The following is a 24,307-nucleotide window of genomic DNA, read 5'->3' as shown; positions in this document are numbered from 1 at the left end:
GTCTTGTGTCTTTTAAAATTTACATGCGAGAATCGGGCAATATCTCGAGCAAAAATGGAAGAGCATCGTGCGCAAAAATGAAGCAATAAATACACGCATTCAAGTGATTAATCCGAATACATGTGAAGAAATGACGCACTCTATAGGTCTGGCCGCTGAGCAAGTGGCCGCAGCTTCTACCCAGATTATTGCGCAAAATCCAAAAACAGGCGTGCCGTCCATTGAGGGGCACTACGATGAGGCGATTTCGGCCATTGGTGTACTCGATTTAATTCGAGAAGGACGCGAGCAGGGGGTGCATGGGCACATTATTGCCTGTTTCGGTGATCCTGCATTACATGCTGCACGTGAGCTGGCAAAAGCTCCTGTAATTGGTATTGCCGAAGCGGCGTTTCATATGGCGACTTTGGTGGCGACCAAATTTTCCATTGTCACCACCTTGTCACGTACCCGAATTATTGCCGAGCATTTATTGCAACAATATGGCTTTGAAGGGCACTGTGCCAAAATTCGCTGTATCGATTTGCCGGTTCTCGCCCTAGAAAATGACAAGGAATATGCCTATATCAAACTGCTCGAAAGCTGTCAGCAGGCCAAAATGCAAGACGGAATTGGCGCCATTGTGCTGGGCTGTGGTGGTATGGCCGAAATGGCCGATCGTGTGAGTCAGGAAATTGGCATTCCGATTATCGATGGTGTGCGTTCTGCGGTGAAACTGATTGAAGGTTTACATGGTATGGGAATCCAGACCAGCAAATGGGGTGATTACGATTATCCATTATCGAAATAACCCCAAAACTGAGCAACCTGCTTATTTGGCCTGATCTAGCACGGTATTCAAACTTGCGGCATCCATCGCACCGGCAAGACGTTCGCCGTTTTTCAAAAACATTGTCGGTGTGCCTGAAATGTTGAGCTTTTCACCCAAGGCCAGATTCTTCTGGATAGGCGTTGCGCACTGTGCAGAGGCGGTCGGTGCTTGATCGCGAATCAGGTAATCTTGCCATGCCTGATACGGATTTTTTGAGCACCAGATTTGAGCTGCAATCTTTTCGGCATTTGGATGCAAGCTCTTTAATGGATAAAGAAAGGTATAGATGGTCACATTGTCGATTTGACTCAGCTCTTTTTCAAGGCGTTTGCAGTATGGACAATCAGGATCGCTAAAAACATACAGCACCCGTTTGCCATTGCCTTTGACATGTTTGATGGCCTGATTTAAAGGCAAATCTGCCACGTTGATTTTATTGGCCTGCTGCATACGCTCTGCGGTGAGGTTGCGCTGATTTTTCGGATCAACCAAGTTACCGACCAAAAAGTACCGAGCATCGTCACTGGTATAAACAATTTGACCCTGCGTCAATACTTCGTAAATGCCTTTAACGGGCGTCGGGTTGACCGAGCTGACCGCAATATCTGGATAATTCTTTTTTAAATTTTGTTGTACCGTGTTTACATCGGCATGTGCCAAACCCATGCCCGCCAAACTCAAAACCAATGTATGAAGCCAAAGTTTCATAAAAATTCCAAACAAAAATGCTTTAAGCATAATGCCGAAATAATGGCGTAGTTTTGGTTACAAAATGTGATTAATGCAGCGCTAAGGTATAAAAAACAAAGACTCAAACACCGACGCTGATATTTGAGCCTTTCATGCTTTGCTTTAACTTTGTGGGCGAGCAACGTCACCACTTAAATGTGCAGGTAATTCATGTAGCTCAAGTGCTGCTTGTTCTAATGCTGCTAGCTTGGCCACCACCAGAGCGGTAAAGCCTGTGGCTGTGCCGATACTGTTGACCACCTCAACATCTGCATGCAGTTGCTGACCTGCGGCAGGTACATCACCTTGACCTGCCACCAAGTGTAACCAGCGCTTAGGTTTGGCTTTAAACCAGAGGCGCGCAACCACTTCCTGACCTAAATAACAGCCTTTGTCGTAGTCCACACCAAGGCGTTGATGCAAGCGTAACTCTTGCGGTTGAAACACATGCTCGGTGGCCTGAGAAATCCATGCTTGACCCGACTCAATGGCCGCAAGCTGCCAAGCGGCAACATCTGTCTCGGCATTTGAAAATACGGTCGTAGTGTCTTGAATGGTAGGGAAAACCGGGCCGAGTGTGTCCAGTTTCATTTTAGAAAATGCACCGTACTTTTTGATGTGCTTGGCAAATTCTTCACCCTGATCGTGTGTGGTGACCAAAATAAACTCTTCAGGGTTCAACTTGGTGATCCATAGACCGAAATGAATACGGCCTTTTAAATCGCAAATTCCGGTATAGCGGGTGGTGTTTTCGGCTAAGCGTTCGACATGCAATAACACTTGGCCTTGCAAAAATTTTTGTGCATCGACACCAATCAATGAAAATGCAGTAAAAGCGACATCGCTCATAAAACTTCTAACCTGAGTTCTATAAAAATATGCTAACTATTCTGCGCTATTTCATCAAAAAAATCAGCTTTTACAGATTGTTTGTGTCTCATCTGTTTCTAAATAAGAGCAGTTTTACACCCCAATTGACAGTTAAAAATGTGCTTGATATGGTGCGCAGCCAGTTTCCAGTAAAAGACACACCAGCTGTATGCGCTCAGGCTTTATTTATAATCCGCCCCAACATCCACTCGATATTATCTTTGAAGATCATGACCTGATTGTGGTGGATAAACCTGCGGGATTATTGTCGGTGATGGGCCGTCTGCCTGAGCATCAAGACAGTGCCTATTTACGTGTGCTGACGATGTATCCAGAGGCGAGAGTGACACATCGACTGGATATGGCTACCTCCGGCTTACTCATGTTTGCCAAGCATCGTGACGCGGAAGTGGCCATCAGCAAACTCTTTCAATTGCGCCGAATCAAAAAAGAATACACTGCGTTGGTGCAAGGATGCCCCGACGCCCAAGGCTGTATCGAAGCGCCACTTATCACCGATTGGCCAAACCGCCCCAAGCAGAAAATTGATTTTGAAACGGGTAAATCTGCCAAAACCCTATATGCGCGTTTGGAATATTGTGCTCTTACTCAGCAAAGCCGTATGCGGCTTGAACCCGTCACTGGGCGTTCGCATCAGCTCCGTGTGCATCTCATGCATATTGGTCATCCGATTCTGGGCGACAAACTGTACCATCCGCAACCGCAGAATTTTGCACTTGGTCGTATGGCACTACACGCCACACGTCTTAGCTTGGCTCATCCGATCAAAGGTTTAGCGCTCGAATTGAGTTCGACAGTGCCGTTTTAATTCTGGTATATGCTCTGGATACCATGACATAAAATTGAGTAATAAAACGTATCCGACGCTAAAATTGACATAAAAGTAAGCTAAGCTAAAAACAGACTTTTGCACCATCACAACAAGGATAAAAGAATGAGCCGAAATTACGAATTATTTCCAGACGACGACAATGGCAATGTGCTCTGGCAGATGGTTGAAGATGGCAATGACCTGAAAGAGCCACACGAGTTTGAATTTTCGATCGTATTTAAAGAGCAGGCCGATCTTGAAAAATGCGCAATGCATTTGTTGCACCAAGAACAAAAAGTGTCTTTTTTTCAAGAAGACCAGCATATTGAAGGCTCAGATTTATGGGTGCTCAATATTCATGTCACCATGATTCCGGAATATGAAGATATTGAAGATCTAGAGCAGTGGTTTACGCGTATCGGGCAGGAGTTTAACGGCGATTACGACGGCTGGGGCTGCATGAGCTACTTGTACGAATACGAAGAGGACGACGAACAGCTTCATAATTAAGCAGCCAGATGTTCATTCGTATTTCAAACCTATGCTTCTGTTTTATGCTGAGTCATAAGACTTTACCAGTATCATGTAGTAAAAGGAGATATTGGCACACTCAATGAAAACGCTTAAATATCTTCTTATACTTCTGGTGCTGGTTATTCTGGGGTATGTGGTTGCATCGCCGTATTGGGTGGTTTATCAAATCCAGAATGCTGTGCAAAAAAATGATGCACAGACGCTATCTCGCTATATCGATTTTCCGAGCGTTCAGACACATTTAAAAGAACGTATCCACATTCGTTTGGGTGATTTGCAAGATCAACAAAATGGCCCTGCAAATGCTTTAGGTGCCTTGGTGGCATCAAGCTTAATGGATCGATTGGTCGAAGTTGCGCTGACTCCCGAGGGTATGATGTTACTGTTACAAGGCAAAGCACTGAAAGAGCGCTTTGAGCGTTCGTACCTTGAGCAACATTTGAATCAAGATATGCATTCTAACCCCGAATCGGATGCCCCCAAAGCGACCACAGCTGAAGAACAACCTGCTATGCGCTACTCGGGCCATTACGAAGCTTGGAATGCTTTTGAAGTCACGCTACAAACCCAGCAAGACAAAGAAGTCCAGTTTATATTGCACCGTTCCGGATGGTCTTGGAAGCTGGTCGATATCAAAATTCCGTTTTAACAAGGCATCCAGATTTTTAAAAACAGCGCATTCACGGCATAATACAGCTTTTCGAGTTTTTTTATGTCTTTACCGCATTGTCCCAAGTGTCAGTCAGAATATACCTATCAAGAGAATGACTTATTGATTTGCCCAGAATGTGCCTATGAGTGGAAAGAAGGGGAAAGTGCACCATCCGATGAAAATGAAACCATTAAAGATGCGCATGGAAATATTCTGGCAGATGGCGATCTCGTCACAGTAATTAAAGATCTAAAAATTAAAGGGTCATCATCTGTGGTCAAAGTGGGAACCAAAGTCAAAAATATTCGTTTGGTTGCAGGCTCGTCCGATGGCCATAATATCGATTGTAAAATTGAAGGTATTGGACAAATCAAGCTCAAATCCGAGTTTGTAAAAAAAGCATAATATTAAAAAGGGAGTATTTTTTACTCCCTTTTTTAGTGAGGATGTATGGCATTTTCAGATGTTTACCGCGTGGGGGCACATGCGGTCATTACCAATCGCACAGGTCAAGTGTTATTGCTCAAAGCCACTTATGGCGATTTTGCATGGGGCTTACCGGGCGGTGGGATCGACCCTGATGAAACCATTTTAGAAGGTTTAAAGCGCGAATGCCGTGAAGAACTTGGTGTCGAGATTGAGGTTGAAGCACTCACGGGTGTTTATTTGCATGCTGAAATTAACGCGCATGTAAGTATTTTTCGTTGTCATATAGATGCCGCGGCCGACATTATCTTGAGTCATGAGCATTCCGATTTTGCTTACCATGATCTTGAGCAATTGAGTGCTGTTCAGCGCCAGCGCGTAGAAGACTGTATTTACTTTAGTGGAGAGGTGATTTTTCGTAAATTTTAATCATAATGTTTGATGTCTGCTCTTAATAAAACCGACAAATCTTCGCAATAAAATGTATAAAAAACAATCTACCCAAGTTGCTTGAAGTGTCTTATATTGATTGAACAATAAATCAACAAGCAAAATTACAAATACGAGGCAAGGAGATATGGCGGGTTGGTATGAACTGAGTCAGGCAAACGATGGTCAATATCGTTTTGTGCTTAAAGCAGGCAATGGTGAAATTATTTTGACTAGCGAGCTTTATAAGGCTAAAGCATCGGCGGAAAATGGGATTGCATCGGTACAAAAAAATAGCCCAGATGATGCACGCTATGATCGTTTAACAGCAAAAAATGGTAAACCCTATTTCAATTTAAAAGCAGCCAATCATCAAATTATAGGCAGCAGCCAGTTTTATGCTTCTGAAGCTTCACGTGATAAAGGCATTGAATCGGTTAAAAATAATGGCACCAGTACAACAGTGAAAGATTTGACGCTGTGAAGGGAATGAAAATGGGTGTAAGAAGTATTGAAAGATTGAATTAACGTTTTAAGAGTAAAAATAAACCGCTACGATGAGCGGTTTACTTTTGATATTGCATTCAGCCTTTACCAGCTCAACGCACCACCAGTTTGGTAATCTGTCACACGCGTTTCAAAGAAGTTCTTCTCTTTACGCAAGTCCATCATCTCAGACATCCACTGGAACGGGTTGTTCACGCCAGGGTATTGCTCTGGTAAGCCAAGCTGTGCCAAACGACGGTTACAGATAAACTTCAAATACTCTTCCATCATGGCCGCATTCATGCCCAATACACCGCGTGGCATCGTGTCACGAGCGTATTCGATTTCAAGCAAAGTACCTTCCACAATCATCTGAATCACTTCTTGCTGGAATTCGGCAGTCCATAAACTTGGGTTTTCAATCTTGATCTGGTTGATCATGTCGATACCGAAGTTTACGTGCATCGATTCATCACGCAAAATGTACTGGAACTGTTCAGATACACCGTTCATCTTGTTACGGCGGCCCATACTCAAAATTTGGGTAAAGCCACAGTAGAAGAAAATCCCTTCAAGAACACAGTAAAACGCAATCAGGTTACGCAGTAACTGCTGATCGGTTTCAGGTGTACCTGTTTGGAAAGTAGGATCGCTAAGCGATTGTGTATACTTAAGGCCCCATGCCGCTTTACGCGCGACACTTGGAATCTCGTGATACATATTGAAGATTTCGCCTTCATCCATACCCAACGATTCGATACAGTACTGGTACGCATGGGTGTGAATTGCTTCTTCAAACGCCTGACGTAAAATGTACTGACGGCACTCTGGGTTGGTAATCAAACGGTAAATCGCTAAAACCAGATTATTCGCGACCAAAGAGTCGGCAGTCGAGAAGAAGCCCAAGTTACGTTTCACAATCACACGCTCGTCTTCAGTCAAGCCATTTTCAGACTTCCAAAGCGCGATGTCGTGGTTCATGTTAACTTCTTGTGGCATCCAGTGATTAGCACATCCGTCTAGGTACTTCTGCCAAGCCCATTCGTATTTAAACGGCACAAGCTGGTTTAAGTCTGCACGGCAGTTGATCATTGCCTTGTCGTCAACCTGTACACGCGCTGCACCTGTTTCGATCTCTTGCAAACCAGCGCTGATATCCAGATGCTTTAAGGATTCAGATGCTCGAGCCACCGGATCGGTTGGATCTGTTGATCGCACGGAATCGGTTCCAGTGGATTGTACATTTGCCACACTCGGCGATGATGGCTCTGTAGCAGATACCAACGGCGTAGCTGGCGCTTCTTTCGTATCGACGGGCGCAGACTGGTGTTCATGTGCAGCCGGTTTTTGCGAATCATCTTCTAAATCGTCCCAACTCAGGATAGACATATCAATTCTCTCTTCGTTGTTAATATCGTTTTCGATATCTTTTGGAAGATATCTTTACTATACGCTTATTCTGTGTAAGCAAAATTAAGTTTTATCGATAACTGCTCTAAAATTACTGAATAGAACAAATATCCCTACGACTTATTTTGATTACGCTGTTGTTCACGAATTTTCAAAAACGCGTAAACCAAGGGCGTGTAGAACACAATTGAGGCCACAATGAGCACCGCCAAACCAAGCATATAGTTGTGAGTCAGATGCCACATTGTGTTGTCCTCATGTTCAATCAGGAACGCCTCAAACCGAAACGTTCCTGAAGGGATGTTTTACTGACACGCTTCGCAGTCAGGATTATCGATTGAGCAAGCCATTGGCACTGGAGCAGCTTGTGTAAAGCCATCTTCAGTGGTTTCTGCTTTTACTTCTGGCGCAACTGCTGCCACTGGTGCTGCAGCCGCGGTAGCTTTAACTGCGTTTAATGCGCCAGTGTTAATGGTCGACTTCTCGGCAGAAGTGGCACCTAATGCACGGAGGTAATACGTCGTTTTGAGGCCACGCAACCATGCCATTTTATAGGTAATGTCAAGTTTCTTACCGTTTGCACCTGCAATGTACAAGTTCAGCGATTGCGCTTGATCGATCCATTTTTGACGACGAGAGGCTGCATCAACAATCCAGCGTGGCTCAACTTCAAATGCTGTAGCAAAAATTGCTTTTAATTCTTCAGGAATACGCGCAATTTTTTGTACCGAACCTTCAAAGTGTTTCAGGTCGTTAACCATCACGGTGTCCCACAGGCCGCGTTCTTTCAAAGCGCGTACAAGGTATGGGTTGATGACCGTAAATTCACCCGACAAGTTCGATTTTACATACAGGTTTTGGAAGGTTGGCTCAATCGACTGTGAAACGCCACAAATGTTCGAGATGGTGGCGGTTGGTGCAATCGCCATCACATTTGAGTTACGCATACCGTCTTTTTGCACTTTAGCGCGTAGAGTATCCCAGTCTAGGCGTTGAGTGCGGTCTACTTCAAACATACGCTCCGGACGTGATTTTGCTACGATATCTAGTGAGTCGATTGGCAAAATACCCTGATCCCAGAGTGAACCTTTAAAGGTTGAGTACACACCACGTTCAACCGCCAAGTCGCTTGACGTTTGAATCGCGTAGTAGCTGATAACTTCCATCGATTCATCTGCAAAATCAACCGCTGCATCAGAACCGTAAGCAAGACCTAATTCATATAGTGCATCTTGGAAGCCCATGATGCCCATGCCCACAGGGCGGTGCTTCAAGTTCGAGTTTTTCGCTTGTGGCACTGCGTAGTAGTTGATGTCGATAACGTTGTCGAGCATACGCACAGCAGTTTTGATGGTACGGGCCAGTTTCTCACGGTCAAGTGAACCACCTTGTACGTGCTGAACAAGGTTGATCGAACCTAAGTTACATACTGCAATTTCATCTTCGCTGGTGTTGAGCGTAATTTCTGTACACAAGTTTGAAGAGTGAACCACGCCTGCGTGTTGTTGTGGCGAACGTAAGTTACATACATCTTTAAATGTAATCCACGGATGGCCTGTTTCAAACAGCATCGAAAGCATTTTACGCCACAAGTCTTGCGCACGGACTTTTTTGTGCAACAGCTCTTGTTCTTTAGCAATCGCTTCGTAGTGCGCATAACGCTCTGCAAATGCTTCGCCAGTCAAGTCGTGTAGGTCTGGTACTTCAGATGGCGTAAACAACGTCCATTCTGCATCTTCAAACACACGCTGCATAAACAGGTCTGGTACCCAGTTGGCCGTGTTCATGTCGTGTGTACGACGGCGGTCATCACCCGTGTTCTTACGAAGCTCTAGGAATTCTTCGATGTCGAGGTGCCACGTTTCTAGGTATGCACAGACTGCGCCTTTACGCTTACCACCTTGGTTAACCGCAACAGCTGTATCGTTCGCTACTTTCAAAAACGGTACAACACCTTGAGACTTACCATTGGTGCCTTTAATGTACGAGTTGAGTGCGCGTACTGGTGTCCAGTCATTACCTAAGCCGCCCGCCCATTTAGACAGCATCGCATTGTCGCGGATCGCGCCATAAATGTTGTAAAGGTCATCACCAATCGTGGTGAGGTAACAGCTCGACAACTGTGGGCGTAGTGTGCCGGCATTGAACAGGGTCGGGGTAGACGCCATGTAGTCAAAGCTTGAAAGTAGGTTATAAAACTCGATTGCACGTGCTTCACGGTTTTCTTCGTTGAGCGCCAGACCCATCGAGACACGCATGAAGAACAATTGTGGCAATTCGTAACGCACGCCATCTGAATGAATGAAGTAGCGGTCGTAAAGCGTTTGTAAGCCCAAGTATGTAAACTGGTTTGAGCGCTCAGGTTTAATCGCTGCCGCCAATTGCGCCAAATCAAACTTTAAGAGTTCTGGGTCTAGTAGCTCAAGCTCAATCCCTTTTTTCAGGAAAGTTTCAAGCGCATCGCTTTCTAGGGTGTCTTCTGGTAAACCCAAAAACTCAAGGCCTTTTGCCACAAGTTCGTTACGTAATAAACGCGCAGTCACGTAGGTATAGTTTGGCTCTTGTTCAATACGTGTACGTGTTGCCATCATCATGGTGGTGGCGATGTCGCTAATTTTGACACCGTTGTACAGGTTTTTAACAGTTTCATCGACAATTGCTTGAATGTTAATGCCTTCAAGGCCTTCCGCTGCTTTTTCAACAGTGGCTTTTAGTGCATCGAGATCAAGCGGTTGAAGCTGACCTTGATTGTCGGTGATTTGTAAGGTTGGGTGATGGTTGGCGCCTGCTTGCTGGCGTGCAGTACTACGCTGCTCACGGTAAATCACGTAAGCACGCGCAACTTTTTGTTCGCCAGTACGCATCAGCGCAAGTTCAACCTGATCCTGAATTTCTTCAATATGAATAGTACCGCCAGAAGGTAAGCGACGGTTAAAGGTGTTCATCACCATTTCGGTTAATTGACTGATTCGGTCATGAATACGACTTGAGTCAGCGCTTTGCTGACCTTCAACAGCTAAGAATGCCTTTCCAATCGCAACAGAGATTTTCTCTGCATCAAAGGTAGCAACTTCTCCATTGCGTTTAATCACCTGAAGTTGTCCAGGAGTTGAAGTGATTACGCTCATGTCAGCATAGCTCCATTGTGATCTGTATTTATGTTCATGGACCATTTGAACCGGGCAAATTTGTGCACGATGTTTGAGGGATAAACACAAGACTTAGTGGTTAATATAGTTTATAGGCACAAGATACGGGAATTTTGGCAGGATATCAATCTTGACTTTTCTTTAATTTTTTTTCCAAATTCTATGTGCATGATTCTGTGGTGCATAGCATAACAAAGGCTGCTAAAAACACGTATAGATAACTGTGTGGATAACTCAAAAAACACTCGTTCAGTGCTGTTGTTTTGGTCCGGTGAAATAATTTGTTTAATAATTGGACGGTCTTTGCGACGACTGGTGAACTTGTGATCTGAGGCGGAAAAATATTTAAAAAGACCTGAAAATTCAACACTTAATAAAAATGCAACAAAATACAACGGACGTGTATCAGTTTGGTGAACGAGGACTTGTTTACAATGTAAACGTGTGTATATTGCAATCTATTATGTCGGTGTAATTGTTGGTTTTTGAACAAGACACTTTAATAGATGATAGGGGCAAAAGTATGAGCCAAGAAGAAAAGTTACCCAAGATTTTAATTGTTGAAGATGACGAGCGTCTTGCACGTCTGACACAAGAATATTTGATCCGTAATGGATTGGAAGTGGGGGTCGAAACAGACGGTAATCGCGCGATTCGTCGTATTATTGGCGAACAACCAGATTTAGTCGTACTTGATGTGATGTTGCCTGGTGCCGATGGCTTAACGGTTTGTCGCGAAGTGCGCCCTCATTATCATCAACCTATTTTGATGTTAACTGCACGTACCGAAGATATGGATCAGGTGTTAGGCCTTGAAATGGGTGCCGATGACTATGTCGCAAAACCTGTTCAGCCACGCGTATTGTTGGCGCGTATCCGTGCCTTGTTGCGTCGTACCGACAAAACAGTAGAAGACGAAGTGGCACAGCGTATCGAATTTGATGATCTAGTCATCGATAATGGCGGACGCTCAGTGACGCTCAATGGTGAACTGGTCGATTTTACCAGCGCCGAATACGATTTGTTGTGGTTACTTGCCTCTAATGCTGGTCGCATTTTGTCGCGTGAAGATATTTTCGAGCGTTTACGTGGCATCGAATATGATGGTCAGGATCGCTCGATTGATGTTCGTATTTCTCGTATTCGTCCAAAAATTGGTGACGATCCAGAAAATCCGAAACGAATTAAAACCGTTCGTAGTAAAGGTTATTTGTTTGTAAAAGAAACTAATGGCTTATAATCTTTACCATTGAGACCAAGAGCACTTCTTGTTTAAGGCTGATCGAGTGTTTAAGCACAGTATATTTTTACGTATTTATGCGGGTTTGGTGGTACTGGTCATGTTGGTGGCCCTATTTGGCTATCTGCTTGTCCAGATCATTAACTATCAGCGCGCACAGGAATACCGTGAATCATTGACCGATGGTATTTCCTTTGTGATCAGTGAGAGTATTGCTCGTCAGCCGACTAAACAGCAAAAGCTGGACTGGATTTCCGATGCCTCAGATTTACTGGAATTACCGATTTATTATGTCGATGCCAGTAAAATCGAGTTATCCCGCACCGAAAAAAAACGTATAGAAGAACAAAAATCGGTGGTTCGGTATGATGCCGAAACCTCTATTGCATATGTGATTATCGGACTACGGAGCGATCCACAGCATTTTCTCTATATTAAGGTCGATAAAATCGGTGAGCGCCAGATGAAAGCGCTGCCGATCTTTATTTTGGATTACTTGATTTATTATCCGGGTCAAGAAAAGCAATACGTCGAAAAAATCCAGACGCATTTTTCTTATCCGATCAATATTTATAATGTGAAAGATCTGAATCTTGATTCAGAGCAGATTGGTCGTCTTCGTCAAAATCAAAGCATTATGCTATACCGTGATAATGCCACCATTCGTGGTACGACCATTTCGATTATTTCACCTATGCCGAACAATCCACTCAATGTATTGGTGCTCGGTCCGGTTCCAATGTTTAACTGGATGCCGTTTCAGTTATCGGCCGGTATTACGTTGTTTAGCTTGTTTCTGCTTAGCTTAGGGGTGTATGGCTTAATCTTGCCGCTAGAGCGCAAGATCCGTCAGGTGCGTTATGCCTTAAACCGCATGAAATCAGGAGATTTGTCGCTTCGTGTTCCGATCGAGGGAAGCGATGAAATGGCCAATCTGGCTTCAAGTTATAACAATATGTCCGACCATATTCAGCGGTTGATTGAGGCACAGCGCGAACTGATGCGAGCTGTCTCGCATGAACTGCGTACACCAGTGGCACGAATCCGGTTTGGTATGGAAATGCTCGCAGAAGAAGACGATTACGACTACCGTATTCAACAAATGGAAATGATTGATCGTGATATTGAGGCACTCAATACCTTGATTGATGAAATCATGACTTATGCCAAGCTTGAGCAAGGTACGCCATCGCTGGATTTTGAGGAAATTATTCTGCTCGATTTGTTGAGTCAGGTAGCAGTCGAAACCGAAGCACTCAAAACCCAAAAAGAAATCGAGCTGATTCCACCTGCGACCGCCATTATGGTCGATGCAGAGCGACGTTATTTACACCGTGTGGTGCAAAACTTGGTCGGTAATGCGGTACGCTACTGCGATCATAAAGTTCGAATCAGTGGGGGTATTCAAGGCGACGGTAATGCTTACATCTGTGTGGAAGATGACGGGCAGGGCATTGCAGAAGAAGACCGTGTACGAATTTTTGAGGCATTTGCACGACTTGATGACAGTCGAACCCGTGCTTCGGGTGGTTATGGGCTTGGGCTTTCTATCGTCAGTCGCATTGCTTACTGGTTTGGTGGCACAATTGAAGTAGATGAAAGTCCAGATTTGGGCGGGGCGCGTTTTATCATGCGCTGGCCGGCCAAGCGTTTTAATCAAACGTTGAAGAAGAAAAATCAGTTTAAAATGAAAGAAGGCAGCTCATAAGCTGCCTTCTTTTTTTAAGTGTTAAATTTACTGATAAAGACTGGCATCCGGTGCAATCAACGGTTTACCTTGTTTTAATGCAGCTAATGCATCTTGGTTGAAGTCTACGCTCAGTGTATTGTTTTCAGCATCGATCTTGTAATGGCTAATTAGTTTTTGGTCCCCACCTGCCAATGTCTCTACACGGTATTCATCACTGATGTTTAAAATGCCTTCAAGGTTTGTGGTCGTTGAAGCAAAGTCTTCACGAAATAATTGATAAATTTCTTTTAAATCAAAAGTAACGTGATCTGCATCGGCGTGTTTTTGCGCATAGGTTTCGATATGGCGAACAAGTAATTGCGCATAAAAGAAATAATTCGGTTTATGTGTAAATTCAAGGCTCATTCTTTTACTCCTTATTCTGTCTTTTCAGCATACACATCCACACAGCACGTCAGTGTATAAAGATGATTAAAGCATGTAGCTGAATTGAAACAAGTTATGAGTAACTCGAGATGGTATTTCGTCCATGTTGCTTGGCTCGATACAATGCCTGATCGGCTTCTTTGAGCATTTGTTCTAAGGATGCCGTGTGGTTCGGCTGAAAAAAGCTAATGCCAATACTGACATGAATATAAATAGGATGGTTATTGGATAAGTAAATCGGATGTTCGCTGACCTTTTTACGAATGCACTCGGCCAGTAAGAAGGTTTCATGTGCTCCAATTTGAGGTAAAAGAATAGCAAACTCTTCTCCTCCTAGGCGGCCCAAAATATCGTTGGGTCTTAGGCATGATTTGATGGTATGCGCGCACAGTTTAATGGCTTGATCACCAATAAAATGACCATAGTTATCATTCACCGATTTAAAGTGATCGATGTCCAGCATCAGCAGTGCGCTTGGTGTGCTGTTGCCTAATATTTTCGTAAATAGTGTGCGTGCGGTCTGATAAAAATAACGACGGGTAAGACTTAAGGTCAGTTCATCGTGCGAGGCTATATACTCTAGATCTTCGATCAACCGGCTCCGAATGCTGTTGATATTCGACACGGTAAGCGGGGCAATCACCATCATGATCATACCCAAACGAATTGAGATGCTGTTTTCAAGATATTCTTGCGGATACAGTGCGATGTAATTATGGGTCAAATGGTACAGTAACAAACTGGCACTAATCGAGGTAATGATCGTGACTGAAAAGTGTCGATAGGTCAGCGCACACCAGATCAATACCGCAATCGGATAAAGCACAGAACCGGGTCCATTGTCATAAAAGCAGAAAACAAGCGCAGCGGTCACGCTCATGACGGGGAGCAGATGCTGAAATTCGATAGGCGTTTGAAAGAAATGCTTAAGTTCATTTCGAAATGGCAAGCTAATTAAGATAGGCAATAGCAACAAGGCATTTTGCATCTCTGCGGTAAACCAGCCGCCCAGTTCAATCCAGAAATTACCATGCATAAATACCGGGCTAATCATGGGAACAAATAGGCTTGCAAATAAAGCACCTGCGAAACTGCCAATTGCGCAAAAGCTAAATAAAAACAAATAAAAATAGCCTTGATAGCTGCCTTGTAATTTGCGAATAAAACGATGATATAACCCAAAGGTGACTGCGATATAACACAGATTGGCCAAAGTCAGAACAAGGATTTCGGGCAGACTTGAACCAAAAATACTGTCTGATACTAAATACCCAAGTATTCCACCTGTGAGCGCGTAACGATTGCGCAGAGTGGGATAACGGATTAAGAGACCAAGAAAAATCGAATTGGCAGGCCAGAAAGAAGCAAGAAAGCTTAAGGGGCGGGTTAAAATACCCAAAGTACAGCAGAGAAAAATAATAATAAAAAAGAAAATAAAATGTTGCTTTGTAGAGCGTGATAACGTATTTCTAAAGTAGTGAACCATAGAATCAAGCCTTAAAATAAGATGACGCTCTTAATAAAATGTTACATTTTCATTCTGCTGCGCATTTAACCATAATTTATGAAAAGGATGAATAATCATAATTTAAATTTATTATGCTTGCGCTATTGTGGTGCAAATCGGATTGAACGTGATAAATCATGCCAATGACTCAAATGACAGACATAAACGACAAAAAAGTTAAAAAAAGAAAAAAATAATCATAAATTGATTAATGATTAGTTAAATCGATAATCTACGTGAACGTTGGGGTTGAACGTGATTGTGTGACAAAATTGTATAAAAACCATGCTAAAGGCGAAGAGGCTTGAACTAGAAAGAGAAAAGCGAAATCAGGTACAATTGGCGGGATTAATTTTGTGTTTGGTGCGGTTCCAAGACCGAAACATATATTTCTTTGTTAAATAATAGGCCTGCCAGGAGTTATCCCCGCATGAGTGCCATTACTCCATACGATTGGGCAATTATTGCCTTCGTGATCGGCGTTACATTTCTGTGCGTTTTTATGCTTACTGTTCCCTTACTCCTAGGGGGTAAATCATGGGGACGCGCAAAGCAGGAACAGTTTGAATCGGGTGTGGTGAGCGCAGGTGGTGCTCGCATTCGTTTGTCTGCAAAATTTTATTTGGTTGCTATTTTCTTTGTCGTGTTTGATCTTGAAGCACTTTATCTTTATGCATGGGCAACGTCTGTGCGTGAAGTGGGTTGGATGGGCTTTACCACGATGTTGATTTTTGTTGTAGATCTTCTGATTGCATTGATTTATGTCTTTGCGACGGGTGCCCTGACGTGGTCGCCTTCAGATCGTCGTAAGGCAGCAGGAATTAAACCGAAGATTGGATCTCCAAACATGAATATTGCAGAGATCACGCGATTTAATTCAATTGAAGAGTTGGTCATCGATCCAACTGGTCATATCCCTGCACAATCCTCTGGTCGAATGAAGTCAAACACATCGACAGCACCGTCATCTATACAGGAGTAACTCGGGATGAAATATACATTAACCCGTGCGAATCCGGATGCTAATCAATATCCATTACAAGAACGCCAAGTTGTCAGTGATCCACTTCAGGAAGAAGTCAATAAAAATGTATTTATGACTCGCCTTGAAGATGTATTGCATAACGTAGTGAACTGGGGACGAAAAAATTCAGTTTGGCCTTTCAACTTTGGTACGTCTTGTTGTTATGTTGAATATGCGACAACCCTAACCGGTGTCCATGACTTATCACGTTTTGGTGCCGAGGTTATTCGTGCTTCACCGCGCCAAGCTGACTTAATGATTGTCGCAGGTACGTGCTTTGTCAAGATGGCGCCTGTTATTCAGCGCTTGTACGAACAAATGCTTGAACCAAAGTGGGTCATTTCCATGGGTGCATGTGCAAACTCTGGTGGTATGTATGACATCTACTCAGTGGTACAGGGCGTAGACAAAATCATTCCAGTCGACGTTTATATCCCAGGGTGTCCACCTCGTCCAGAAGCATTAATTCAGGCGCTAATGCTGCTGCAAAACCAAATTCAACTTGAGCGTCGTCCGTTGTCTGCCGTAATTGGTGATGATCTTCAGCCGATTTATAAGCCAAAGATGATGCCAGAACGCGATCGTAAAAATGCAGAGCGGATTGCGGTTAAAAACTTACGCTCCATGGATGAAATTGAGTAAATTTTTGATAATTTGCGCTCATCAGGGCGCAGGATGATCAAAAAACCTAAAAGAATTTGTATTAAATAGGAAGCCAAACCAATGGCTGAAACTGACATTGCTATGCCAGAATCAACCGCTGTTGATTCACGCCCAGCATTTGCAATTGTAGAAGAGCTCAAGACCAAATTTGGTGAGAACTTCTATGTGCAAACAACTTGTGAAGAGTTTCCAACTGTCTGGGTTGAACGCTCACGCGTACAAGAAGTTTTGATGTTTCTACGTAAGGTAGACCGTCCTTATGTCATGTTATTCGATTTGTCTGCAATGGATGAGCGTTTACGTGTACACCGCGATGGTTTGCCTGCTTCAGATTTCACTGTTTTCTATCACTTGCTGTCTTTAGAACGTAACAGTGACATCCGAATCAAGGTTGCTTTAAATGAGAGCGATCTCAATATTGCAACAGCGACCAATATCTGGCCAAACGCCAACTGGTACGAACGTGAAGCCTACGATATGTTTGGCATCAATTTCGAAGGGCATCCAATGCTCCGTCGTATTTTGCTACCAACCTATTGGGAAGGCCATCCGCTTCGTAAAGAATATTCTGCACGTGCTACCGAATACACGCCGTACATGCAGGACAAAGCCAAGCAAGACTTCGAACAAGAGCATTTGCGTTTTGTTCCTGAAGACTGGGGTCTAAAGCGCGGTAATGCCGACGAAGACTTTATGTTCTTGAACTTGGGTCCAAACCATCCGTCTGCGCACGGTGCATTCCGTGTGGTCTTGCAGCTTGATGGTGAAGAAGTTAAAGACTGCGTACCGGATATCGGTTACCACCACCGCGGTGTGGAAAAAATGGCAGAGCGTCAAACATGGCACTCGTTCATTCCTTATACCGACCGTGTAGATTACTTGGGTGGTTGTGCGCAAAACATGCCGTATGTGATGGCAGTTGAGCAGCTTGCCGGTATTAAAGTGCCAGAGCGTGCCCAAGTCATTCGTGTCATGTTGAACGAATTATTCCGTATCAACAACCACTTGTTGTTCTGTGGTACAGCCATTCAGGATGCCGGTGGTATGACACCAGTATTCTATATGTTTGCCGACCGTCAAAAAGTGTATGACATCGTCGAAGCCATCACGGGTTATCGTATGCACCCGGCTTGGTTCCGTATCGGCGGTACTGCCCACGACCTTCCAAACAACTGGCACAAGCTGGTGAAGGAACTTCTTGAGTGGATGCCAAAGCGTCTAAATGAATACCATACAGCAGCGCTGAAAAACTCGGTATTTATTGGTCGTACCCGTAATGTTGCGCAATACGACGCAAAATCAGCATTGGCTTGGGGCGTGACGGGTACAGGTTTACGTGCAACAGGTATCGACTTCGACGTACGTAAATACCGTCCGTACAGTGGCTATGAAAACTTTGATTTTGATGTGCCAGTCGAGTACGAAGGTGATGCTTACGCGCGCGTCATGGTGCATTTCCGTGAAATCACTGAGTCATTGAAAATCATTCAGCAATGTCTAGACAACATGCCGTCTGGTCCGTACAAAGCCGATCATCCATTGGCTGTTCCACCACCAAAAGACAAAACTCTGCAAGACATCGAAACCTTGATTAATCACTTCTTAAGTGTGTCATGGGGTCCGGTTATGCCTGCGGGTGAAGCATCGTTCATGACGGAAGTGGTCAAAGGGGCGAGTACCTATTATCTCACCTCAGACAAAGCCACCATGAGCTACCGTACGCGTATCCGTACACCAACCTTCACGCACTTGCAGCAAATGCCGTCAGTAATTAATGGTAGCTTGGTGTCCGACTTGATCATTTATTTGGCGACCATCGATGTGGTTATGGCCGACGTGGATCGCTAAGGATAAACGATTATGATGATTTTGACTGATAAAAAACCTCGCGTGAATGTGGAAGGGATTTTGACTGCTGATGAGATTCATGAAATTGAACATCACATTCATCATTATCCATATCCGCGTGCGGCCTCTTTGGATGCTCTTAAGTGCGTACAGCGCCGTAATGGCTGGGTTGACGATGCACAAATGAATGCAATTGCACAATTGCTTAGCATTAGTGTGGCGGACTTAGAAGGTGTTGCTACCTTTTATAACCGTATTTACCGCCAACCAGTCGGCCGCCATGTAATTTTGCTGTGTGACTCAATTGCCTGTTTCTTAATGGGTGCAGAAACGCTGGCAGAAGCATTTCAGCGTGAGTTGGGAATCCAGTACGGACAAACTACTCCAGATGGCCGTTTTACTTTATTGCCAATTTGCTGCTTAGGAAATTGCGATAAAGGTCCAACTTTAATGATCGATGAAGATACCCATGGTTTGGTGGACGTGTCTTCGGTCAAGCAGTTATTGGAGAAGTATGTATGAATACTGAACCAAAACCGATTTATGGCGATGGTAACCCTGAAACTCATCCACTGACTTGGCGTTTGAGTAAACAGGAACATGTACGAAATGCCGATGAGTACGAAGCACTAGACGGTTATGCTGGCTTTAAAAAAGCATTGGGCATGAAACCTGCTGAAGTACTTGAAGTGGTAAAAGCAGCCACAGTAAAAGGCCGTGGTGGTGCAGGTTTCCCGGCGGGCATTAAATGGTCGCTGATGGCGCCAAACGATGGTGGCCCGCGCTACCTGATTTGTAATGCCGACGAGATGGAACCAGGTACCTTTAAAGACCGTCTGTTGATGGAACAGCTTCCACATCAGTTGATCGAAGGGATGCTCATCGCAGGTTATACGCTTGAAGCAACACAAGGCTATATCTTTATTCGTGGCGAATACATCGAAGCGGCTCAGTATCTCAATGAAGCACTCGAACAAGTGCGTGCCAAAGGCTACTTGGGCGAAAACATTCTAGATACAGGCTGGAACTTCGAGCTGTATGTACATACTGGCGCAGGACGTTATATCTGTGGCGAAGAAACCGCACTGATCAACTCGCTTGAAGGTCGTCGTGCCAATCCGCGTACTAAACCGCCATTCCCGCAAGTTGCGGGTGCATGGGGTCGTCCAACGATTGTCAATAACGTTGAAACCTACAATAACTTACCTGCCATCATGTTGCGTGGTCCAGAGTGGTACATCGGTCTGTCTGCAGGCAAATCGAAAGATCCTGGCACCAAAATTTATGGGGCATCTGGCAAAGTGAAATTCCCAGGGCTTTGGGAATTGCCATTTGGTACAACGGCGCGTGAAGTGATTGAAGAGCATGCTGGCGGTATGCGTGATGGGCTTAAGCTCAAAGCGTGGTTGCCGGGTGGTGCCTCGACTGACTTCTTGGCGGCAGAACACATTGATTTGCCAATGGACTCAGAAACTATCATGAAAGCAGGCTCACGTTTGGGCACCTGTTTGTTGATGGTGGTCGACGAGACACAGTGTATGGTTGCTGCAACACGTAACTTGGAAGAGTTTTTTGCGCGTGAGTCGTGTGGCTGGTGTACACCGTGTCGTGACGGTCTCCCTTGGGCTGTAAAAGCGTTGAAAGCACTCGAAAATGGTGAAGGCAAGATGGAAGATATCCAGCACCTTCAAGAGCTCACCCGTAAGTTATGGATTGGTAAAACATTCTGTGCACACGCACCTGGTGCGATGGAGCCACTCATGGGCGCGCTTAAATATTTCCGTAGCGAGTTTGAAGCAAAAGTGGCCAATAGCCCTGTTGTTCAAGCCAGCAACGTTGCACAAGCTTAAGGAATTCGACTATGGCTACAATTCATGTCGATGGAAAATCATACGAAGTTGATGGATCTGAAAACCTGCTACAAGCATGTTTGTCCCTCGGCCTTGATATTCCATATTTTTGTTGGCATCCCTCTTTAGGTTCTGTGGGCTCATGCCGCCAGTGTGCGGTGACCCAATATGCAAATCCTGAAGACACGCGTGGGCGTCTGGTGATGTCATGCATGACACCTGCAACAGACAATACCTATATCTCAATTGAAGATAAAGAAGCAGTTGAGTTTCGCGAGTCGGTGGTTGAGTTTTTGATGACCAACCATCCGCACGACTGTCCTGTGTGTGAAGAAGGCGGTCACTGTCATTTGCAAGATATGACGGTGATGACCGGTCATGACCGTCGTCGCTATCGTTTCACAAAACGTACCCACTATAACCAAGAGTTGGGTTCGTTTATTGCACATGAAATGAACCGCTGTATCGCGTGCTACCGTTGTGTACGCTACTACAACGACTACGCAGGCGGAACCGATTTTGGTGTCTACGCCAATGCAGCACGTGTGTACTTTGGTCGTCCAGAATCTGGAACGCTGGAATCTGAATTTTCGGGTAACCTCACCGAAGTGTGTCCAACAGGTGTATTCACCGATAAGACGCATTCAGCACGTTATAACCGTAAATGGGATATGCAGTACGCACCAAGCGTATGTCATGGCTGTTCATCGGGCTGTAACATCTCTCCGGGCGAGCGTTACGGCGAATTACGTCGTATTGAAAACCGCTTCAACGGTGAAGTAAACCAATACTTCCTTTGCGATAAAGGCCGCTTTGGTGGTGGATACGTGAACCGTGAAGATCGTCCGCGTCAGCCGCAGTTCCGTTCGGGCACGTCTGTTACTACTGTGTCGGTTGATCAAGCACTTGATCAAGTAATCAGTACCTTACAAGGCAAAAAAGTATTGGGTGTGGGTTCTCCGCGCGCTAGCCTTGAATCAAACTTTGCACTACGTGAGCTGGTTGGTCAGGATAACTTCTCGACTGGTATCTCGCAAAAAGAACAAAACTTGGTTGAACTTGCTGCGTCTATCATGCAAACACAGGGAATTTACAACCCGAACATGCGTGAAATCGAAAGCTACGACGCAGTTTTGATTTTAGGTGAAGATCTGACTCAAACTGCACCGCGTATGGCGTTGTCAGTTCGTCAGGCTGCCAAAAACAAAGCCAAACAAATGGCGGCAGATCGTCGTACACCAGAATGGTTGGCAGAGCCTGTACAACGTATCGGTCAAGATGCCAAATCGCCAATTTACATTCTGGCAGCCACCCAAACACGTTTAGCCGATGTGGCAACGGGTGAGGTTGTTGCATCACCAAATGATATTGCGCGTTTAGGTTTTGCAGTGGCAGCAGCAGTTCAAGGTGAAACACTGACTGGACTAGACGATGATGCCAAAGCATTTGCACAAAGCATTGCGGATGCATTAAAAGCAGCGAAAAAGCCATTGATCATCTCGGGCACAAGTCTGCAAGATCCGGCAATTATCGAAGCAGCAGCGCAAGTTGCACAAAACCTTGGCCCAGCGGCAGGATTATCCCTAACCGTTCCTGAAGTCAATTCAATGGGTCTAGCGCTTTTGGGTGGTTTAAGCCTTGAGCAAGCCTTTGCACAAGACTACGACGTGATGGTCGTGCTTGAAAACGATTTATATCGCCGTTTACCTGCAACACGTGTCAATGCTGCATTTGAAAAAGCACAATCTGTTGTTGTGCTTGATCATAGTGAAACAGATACGGTGAAACAGGCCGATGTGGTACTGTCTGCTGCAAGCTTTGCAGAGGGCGATGGAACCGTAGTAAGCCAAGAGGGACGTGCACAGCGTTTCTATCAGGTCTATGATCCAAGCTACTACAAACCGGAATATGCCATTAAAGAATCTTGGCGCTGGTTACATGCCATCGAAACAGGTTTAAAAGGTAAGTCAATTATCTGGACTGTGCTAGACGATGTCATTGACTCTGTTGTGAAAAATGTACCTGTACTCGATGCGATTCAAGATGTGGCACCAGATGCAGGCTATCGTGTACATGGTCTGAAAATTGCCCGTGAACCACGTCGTTATTCAGGTCGTACAGCACTACGTGCCCCGATTTCGGTTCATGAGCCAAAGCAACCTGTCGATGTCGACTCAGCATTAACGTTCTCGATGGAAGGTTATGTAGGCCCTCAAAAAGCAGCATCATTGGTTCCATTTGCATGGGCGCCGGGTTGGAACTCACCGCAATCTTGGAACAAGTATCAAGACGAAGTCGGTGGACATTTGAAAGGTGGTGACTCAGGTGTGCGTCTGTTTGATCGTTTACCAAAACGTCCGGCACGTAGTTATGTGGCACCATCAGCGGTGATGTCACATCCTGAAAGCTTCCGTTTGGTACCAATGCATCATATTTTTGCCTCTGGTGAATTCACCATCAAGACACCTGCGATGGAATCGCGTATTCCAGAAGCTGCTTTTGCAGTAGGTGAACAAGATGCGGCACGTTTAAATCTAAAAGATGGTGCGTCACTCAAAGTACAGGCAGGTGAGACGACAGTGAGCTTACCCGTTCAGGTGATTGAGTATTTACCAGCAGGATATATTGGTTATCCAGTAGGTTTGGCACCGACGATTTCGCTTGCTGAACCTGTTTCTGTTGCGGTGGGAGTGTAATTCATGAATCAAGAAATCATGCGCCAAACTCCACTCTGGGCAGAAAATTGGCCAATCGCATATGCCGTTGTGCAGGCGATTGTGATCTTGTTGGTGGTTGTTCTAATTGCAGCATTGATGTCGTTTATCGAGCGTCGTTTGCTGGCATGGTGGCAAGACCGTTACGGTCCGAACCGTGTAGGTCCGGGCGGGATGTTCCAGATTGTAGCCGACATGCTTAAAATCATGTTCAAAGAAGACTGGACACCAAAGTTTGCAGATAAACTGACGTTTCGTCTTGCACCAGCGGTTGCTATGGCGACAGCAGTGCTGTCTTTTATCGTGATTCCAGTCAGCCCGACATTGGGTGTGGCGGACATGAGCATTGGACTGTTGTTCTTTATGGCGATGGCCGGAATTGCAGTGTATGCCGTGTTGTTTGGTGGTTGGGCATCGAATAACAAATACTCGCTCCTTGGGGGACTTCGTTCAGCGGCTCAGACCATTTCCTATGAAGTGTTTCTCGGGATCTCGCTCATGGGCGTGGTGGCAATTGCGGGTTCATTTAATCTGCGTGAAATTGTCGAAGCTCAACGTGATATGTGGTTCATTGTTCCACAATTCCTTGGTTTCATGATTTTTGTTGTGGCAGGCGTTGCCGTAACTCACCGTCATCCATTTGACCAACCTGAAGCCGAACAAGAGCTGGCAGAAGGTTATCACGTCGAATATGGCGGCATGAAATGGGGGATGTTCTTCGTTGCTGAGTACGTCAACATTGTGCTGATTTCTGCACTGATCGTGACGTTGTTCTTTGGCGGCTGGTTAGCACCGTTCAATCTTGAAGTATCGTTTATTCCACCAGCATTCTGGTTCATTGTAAAAACAGCATTTTTTGTGATGATGTTTGTCTTGGCACGTGGTGCATTGATGCGTCCACGTTATGACCAAGTCATGAATTTTGGTTGGAAAGTTTGTTTGCCGCTGGCGTTGGTCAACCTTATGGTGACTGGTGCTGTGATTCTAATGAATCAGGCCTAAGACAGCAGGGAGTAC

At 44.9% G+C, this 24,307-nt stretch carries 23 protein-coding genes; 16 read left to right on the top strand and 7 right to left on the bottom strand.

Going from position 1 to position 24,307, the window contains the following annotated elements; translation table 11 throughout:
- Positions 1-67 precede the first annotated feature (67 nt).
- Positions 68-790 (top strand): aspartate/glutamate racemase family protein, encoded by a 723-nt coding sequence (locus tag Aso01_RS09300; RefSeq protein WP_004934978.1) that lies wholly within the window; start codon positions 68-70, stop codon positions 788-790.
- Between the two features lie 21 nt (positions 791-811).
- Here Aso01_RS09300 and Aso01_RS09295 read toward each other — a convergent pair whose 3' ends face one another.
- Together Aso01_RS09295 and ygfZ are read right to left on the bottom strand one after the other, a co-directional pair.
- The gene (locus Aso01_RS09295) at positions 812-1,519 is read right to left on the bottom strand and encodes a DsbC family protein (protein WP_004934981.1); all 708 of its coding nucleotides are present in this window, start codon (positions 1,517-1,519) and stop codon (positions 812-814) included.
- Positions 1,520-1,663: 144 nt separating this feature from the next.
- Complete coding sequence (ygfZ, locus tag Aso01_RS09290; protein ID WP_004934984.1) at positions 1,664-2,389, bottom strand: CAF17-like 4Fe-4S cluster assembly/insertion protein YgfZ; 726 nt, start codon at positions 2,387-2,389, stop codon at positions 1,664-1,666.
- Positions 2,390-2,579: 190 nt separating this feature from the next.
- Between ygfZ and Aso01_RS09285 the strand changes: the two genes are divergently transcribed.
- The 6 genes from Aso01_RS09285 (at position 2,580) to Aso01_RS09260 (ending at position 5,767) form a co-directional block, all read left to right on the top strand.
- Positions 2,580-3,239: a pseudouridine synthase gene (locus Aso01_RS09285; protein ID WP_004934988.1), complete on the top strand. Its 660-nt coding sequence runs from the start codon at positions 2,580-2,582 to the stop codon at positions 3,237-3,239.
- A gap of 126 nt (positions 3,240-3,365) precedes the next feature.
- Complete coding sequence (locus tag Aso01_RS09280; protein ID WP_004934989.1) at positions 3,366-3,752, top strand: ribonuclease E inhibitor RraB; 387 nt, start codon at positions 3,366-3,368, stop codon at positions 3,750-3,752.
- A 103-nt stretch (positions 3,753-3,855) separates the two neighbouring features.
- Complete coding sequence (locus Aso01_RS09275; RefSeq protein WP_004934992.1) at positions 3,856-4,425, top strand: DUF2939 domain-containing protein; 570 nt, start codon at positions 3,856-3,858, stop codon at positions 4,423-4,425.
- A gap of 63 nt (positions 4,426-4,488) precedes the next feature.
- On the top strand, positions 4,489-4,833 hold the full coding sequence (locus Aso01_RS09270; RefSeq protein WP_004934995.1) for a zinc ribbon domain-containing protein YjdM: 345 nt from the start codon (positions 4,489-4,491) through the stop codon (positions 4,831-4,833).
- A 45-nt stretch (positions 4,834-4,878) separates the two neighbouring features.
- A complete protein-coding gene (locus tag Aso01_RS09265; protein WP_004934999.1) occupies positions 4,879-5,283 on the top strand; it encodes an NUDIX hydrolase in 405 nt (134 codons plus the stop codon).
- A gap of 148 nt (positions 5,284-5,431) precedes the next feature.
- On the top strand, positions 5,432-5,767 hold the full coding sequence (locus Aso01_RS09260) for a YegP family protein (RefSeq protein WP_004935003.1): 336 nt from the start codon (positions 5,432-5,434) through the stop codon (positions 5,765-5,767).
- A gap of 107 nt (positions 5,768-5,874) precedes the next feature.
- Here Aso01_RS09260 and Aso01_RS09255 read toward each other — a convergent pair whose 3' ends face one another.
- From Aso01_RS09255 to Aso01_RS09250, 3 genes are all read right to left on the bottom strand, one after another.
- Positions 5,875-7,158: a ribonucleotide-diphosphate reductase subunit beta gene (locus tag Aso01_RS09255; protein ID WP_004935006.1), complete on the bottom strand. Its 1,284-nt coding sequence runs from the start codon at positions 7,156-7,158 to the stop codon at positions 5,875-5,877.
- Positions 7,159-7,292: 134 nt separating this feature from the next.
- The gene (locus tag Aso01_RS15950; RefSeq protein ID WP_004935008.1) at positions 7,293-7,424 is read right to left on the bottom strand and encodes a hypothetical protein; all 132 of its coding nucleotides are present in this window, start codon (positions 7,422-7,424) and stop codon (positions 7,293-7,295) included.
- 60 nt (positions 7,425-7,484) lie between these two features.
- Positions 7,485-10,307, bottom strand: coding sequence for a ribonucleoside-diphosphate reductase subunit alpha (locus Aso01_RS09250; RefSeq protein WP_004935011.1), 2,823 nt, complete (start codon positions 10,305-10,307; stop codon positions 7,485-7,487).
- Between the two features lie 544 nt (positions 10,308-10,851).
- Between Aso01_RS09250 and bfmR the strand changes: the two genes are divergently transcribed.
- Together bfmR and bfmS are read left to right on the top strand one after the other, a co-directional pair.
- Positions 10,852-11,568, top strand: coding sequence for a response regulator transcription factor BfmR (gene bfmR / locus Aso01_RS09245; protein ID WP_004935012.1), 717 nt, complete (start codon positions 10,852-10,854; stop codon positions 11,566-11,568).
- 46 nt (positions 11,569-11,614) lie between these two features.
- Positions 11,615-13,276 carry a sensor histidine kinase BfmS gene (bfmS, locus tag Aso01_RS09240; protein ID WP_004935013.1) on the top strand — a complete coding sequence of 554 codons (1,662 nt, stop codon included), beginning with the start codon at positions 11,615-11,617 and terminating at the stop codon, positions 13,274-13,276.
- A gap of 27 nt (positions 13,277-13,303) precedes the next feature.
- On the opposite strand, the gene Aso01_RS09235 is transcribed toward bfmS, so the two are convergent.
- The gene (locus tag Aso01_RS09235) at positions 13,304-13,663 is read right to left on the bottom strand and encodes a hypothetical protein (protein WP_004935014.1); all 360 of its coding nucleotides are present in this window, start codon (positions 13,661-13,663) and stop codon (positions 13,304-13,306) included.
- Positions 13,664-13,757: 94 nt separating this feature from the next.
- The gene (locus Aso01_RS09230; protein ID WP_004935015.1) at positions 13,758-15,170 is read right to left on the bottom strand and encodes a GGDEF domain-containing protein; all 1,413 of its coding nucleotides are present in this window, start codon (positions 15,168-15,170) and stop codon (positions 13,758-13,760) included.
- 451 nt (positions 15,171-15,621) lie between these two features.
- Between Aso01_RS09230 and ndhC the strand changes: the two genes are divergently transcribed.
- From ndhC to nuoH, 7 genes are all read left to right on the top strand, one after another.
- A complete protein-coding gene (ndhC, locus tag Aso01_RS09225) occupies positions 15,622-16,173 on the top strand; it encodes an NADH-quinone oxidoreductase subunit A (protein WP_004935016.1) in 552 nt (183 codons plus the stop codon).
- Positions 16,174-16,179: 6 nt separating this feature from the next.
- Entirely contained in the window at positions 16,180-16,857 is a 678-nt protein-coding gene (locus Aso01_RS09220; RefSeq protein WP_004935017.1) for a NuoB/complex I 20 kDa subunit family protein, read from the top strand.
- Positions 16,858-16,938: 81 nt separating this feature from the next.
- Positions 16,939-18,726, top strand: coding sequence for an NADH-quinone oxidoreductase subunit C/D (nuoC, locus tag Aso01_RS09215; RefSeq protein WP_004935021.1), 1,788 nt, complete (start codon positions 16,939-16,941; stop codon positions 18,724-18,726).
- A gap of 12 nt (positions 18,727-18,738) precedes the next feature.
- Positions 18,739-19,248 carry an NADH-quinone oxidoreductase subunit NuoE gene (gene nuoE / locus Aso01_RS09210; RefSeq protein ID WP_004935022.1) on the top strand — a complete coding sequence of 170 codons (510 nt, stop codon included), beginning with the start codon at positions 18,739-18,741 and terminating at the stop codon, positions 19,246-19,248.
- Entirely contained in the window at positions 19,245-20,576 is a 1,332-nt protein-coding gene (gene nuoF / locus Aso01_RS09205; protein ID WP_004935024.1) for an NADH-quinone oxidoreductase subunit NuoF, read from the top strand. Before nuoE ends, nuoF begins: the two co-directional genes overlap by 4 nt.
- Positions 20,577-20,587: 11 nt before the next feature.
- Positions 20,588-23,272, top strand: a complete 2,685-nt coding sequence (gene nuoG, locus Aso01_RS09200; protein ID WP_004935026.1) for an NADH-quinone oxidoreductase subunit NuoG — start codon at positions 20,588-20,590, stop codon at positions 23,270-23,272.
- 3 nt (positions 23,273-23,275) lie between these two features.
- Positions 23,276-24,292, top strand: a complete 1,017-nt coding sequence (nuoH, locus tag Aso01_RS09195) for an NADH-quinone oxidoreductase subunit NuoH (RefSeq protein ID WP_004935029.1) — start codon at positions 23,276-23,278, stop codon at positions 24,290-24,292.
- Positions 24,293-24,307: the final 15 nt, after the last annotated feature.

Source organism: Acinetobacter soli, assembly GCF_000760595.1.
GTDB lineage: Bacteria > Pseudomonadota > Gammaproteobacteria > Pseudomonadales > Moraxellaceae > Acinetobacter > Acinetobacter soli.
Note: the sequence above shows the minus strand (reverse complement) of the source record. Positions and strands in the feature narration are given on the sequence as shown.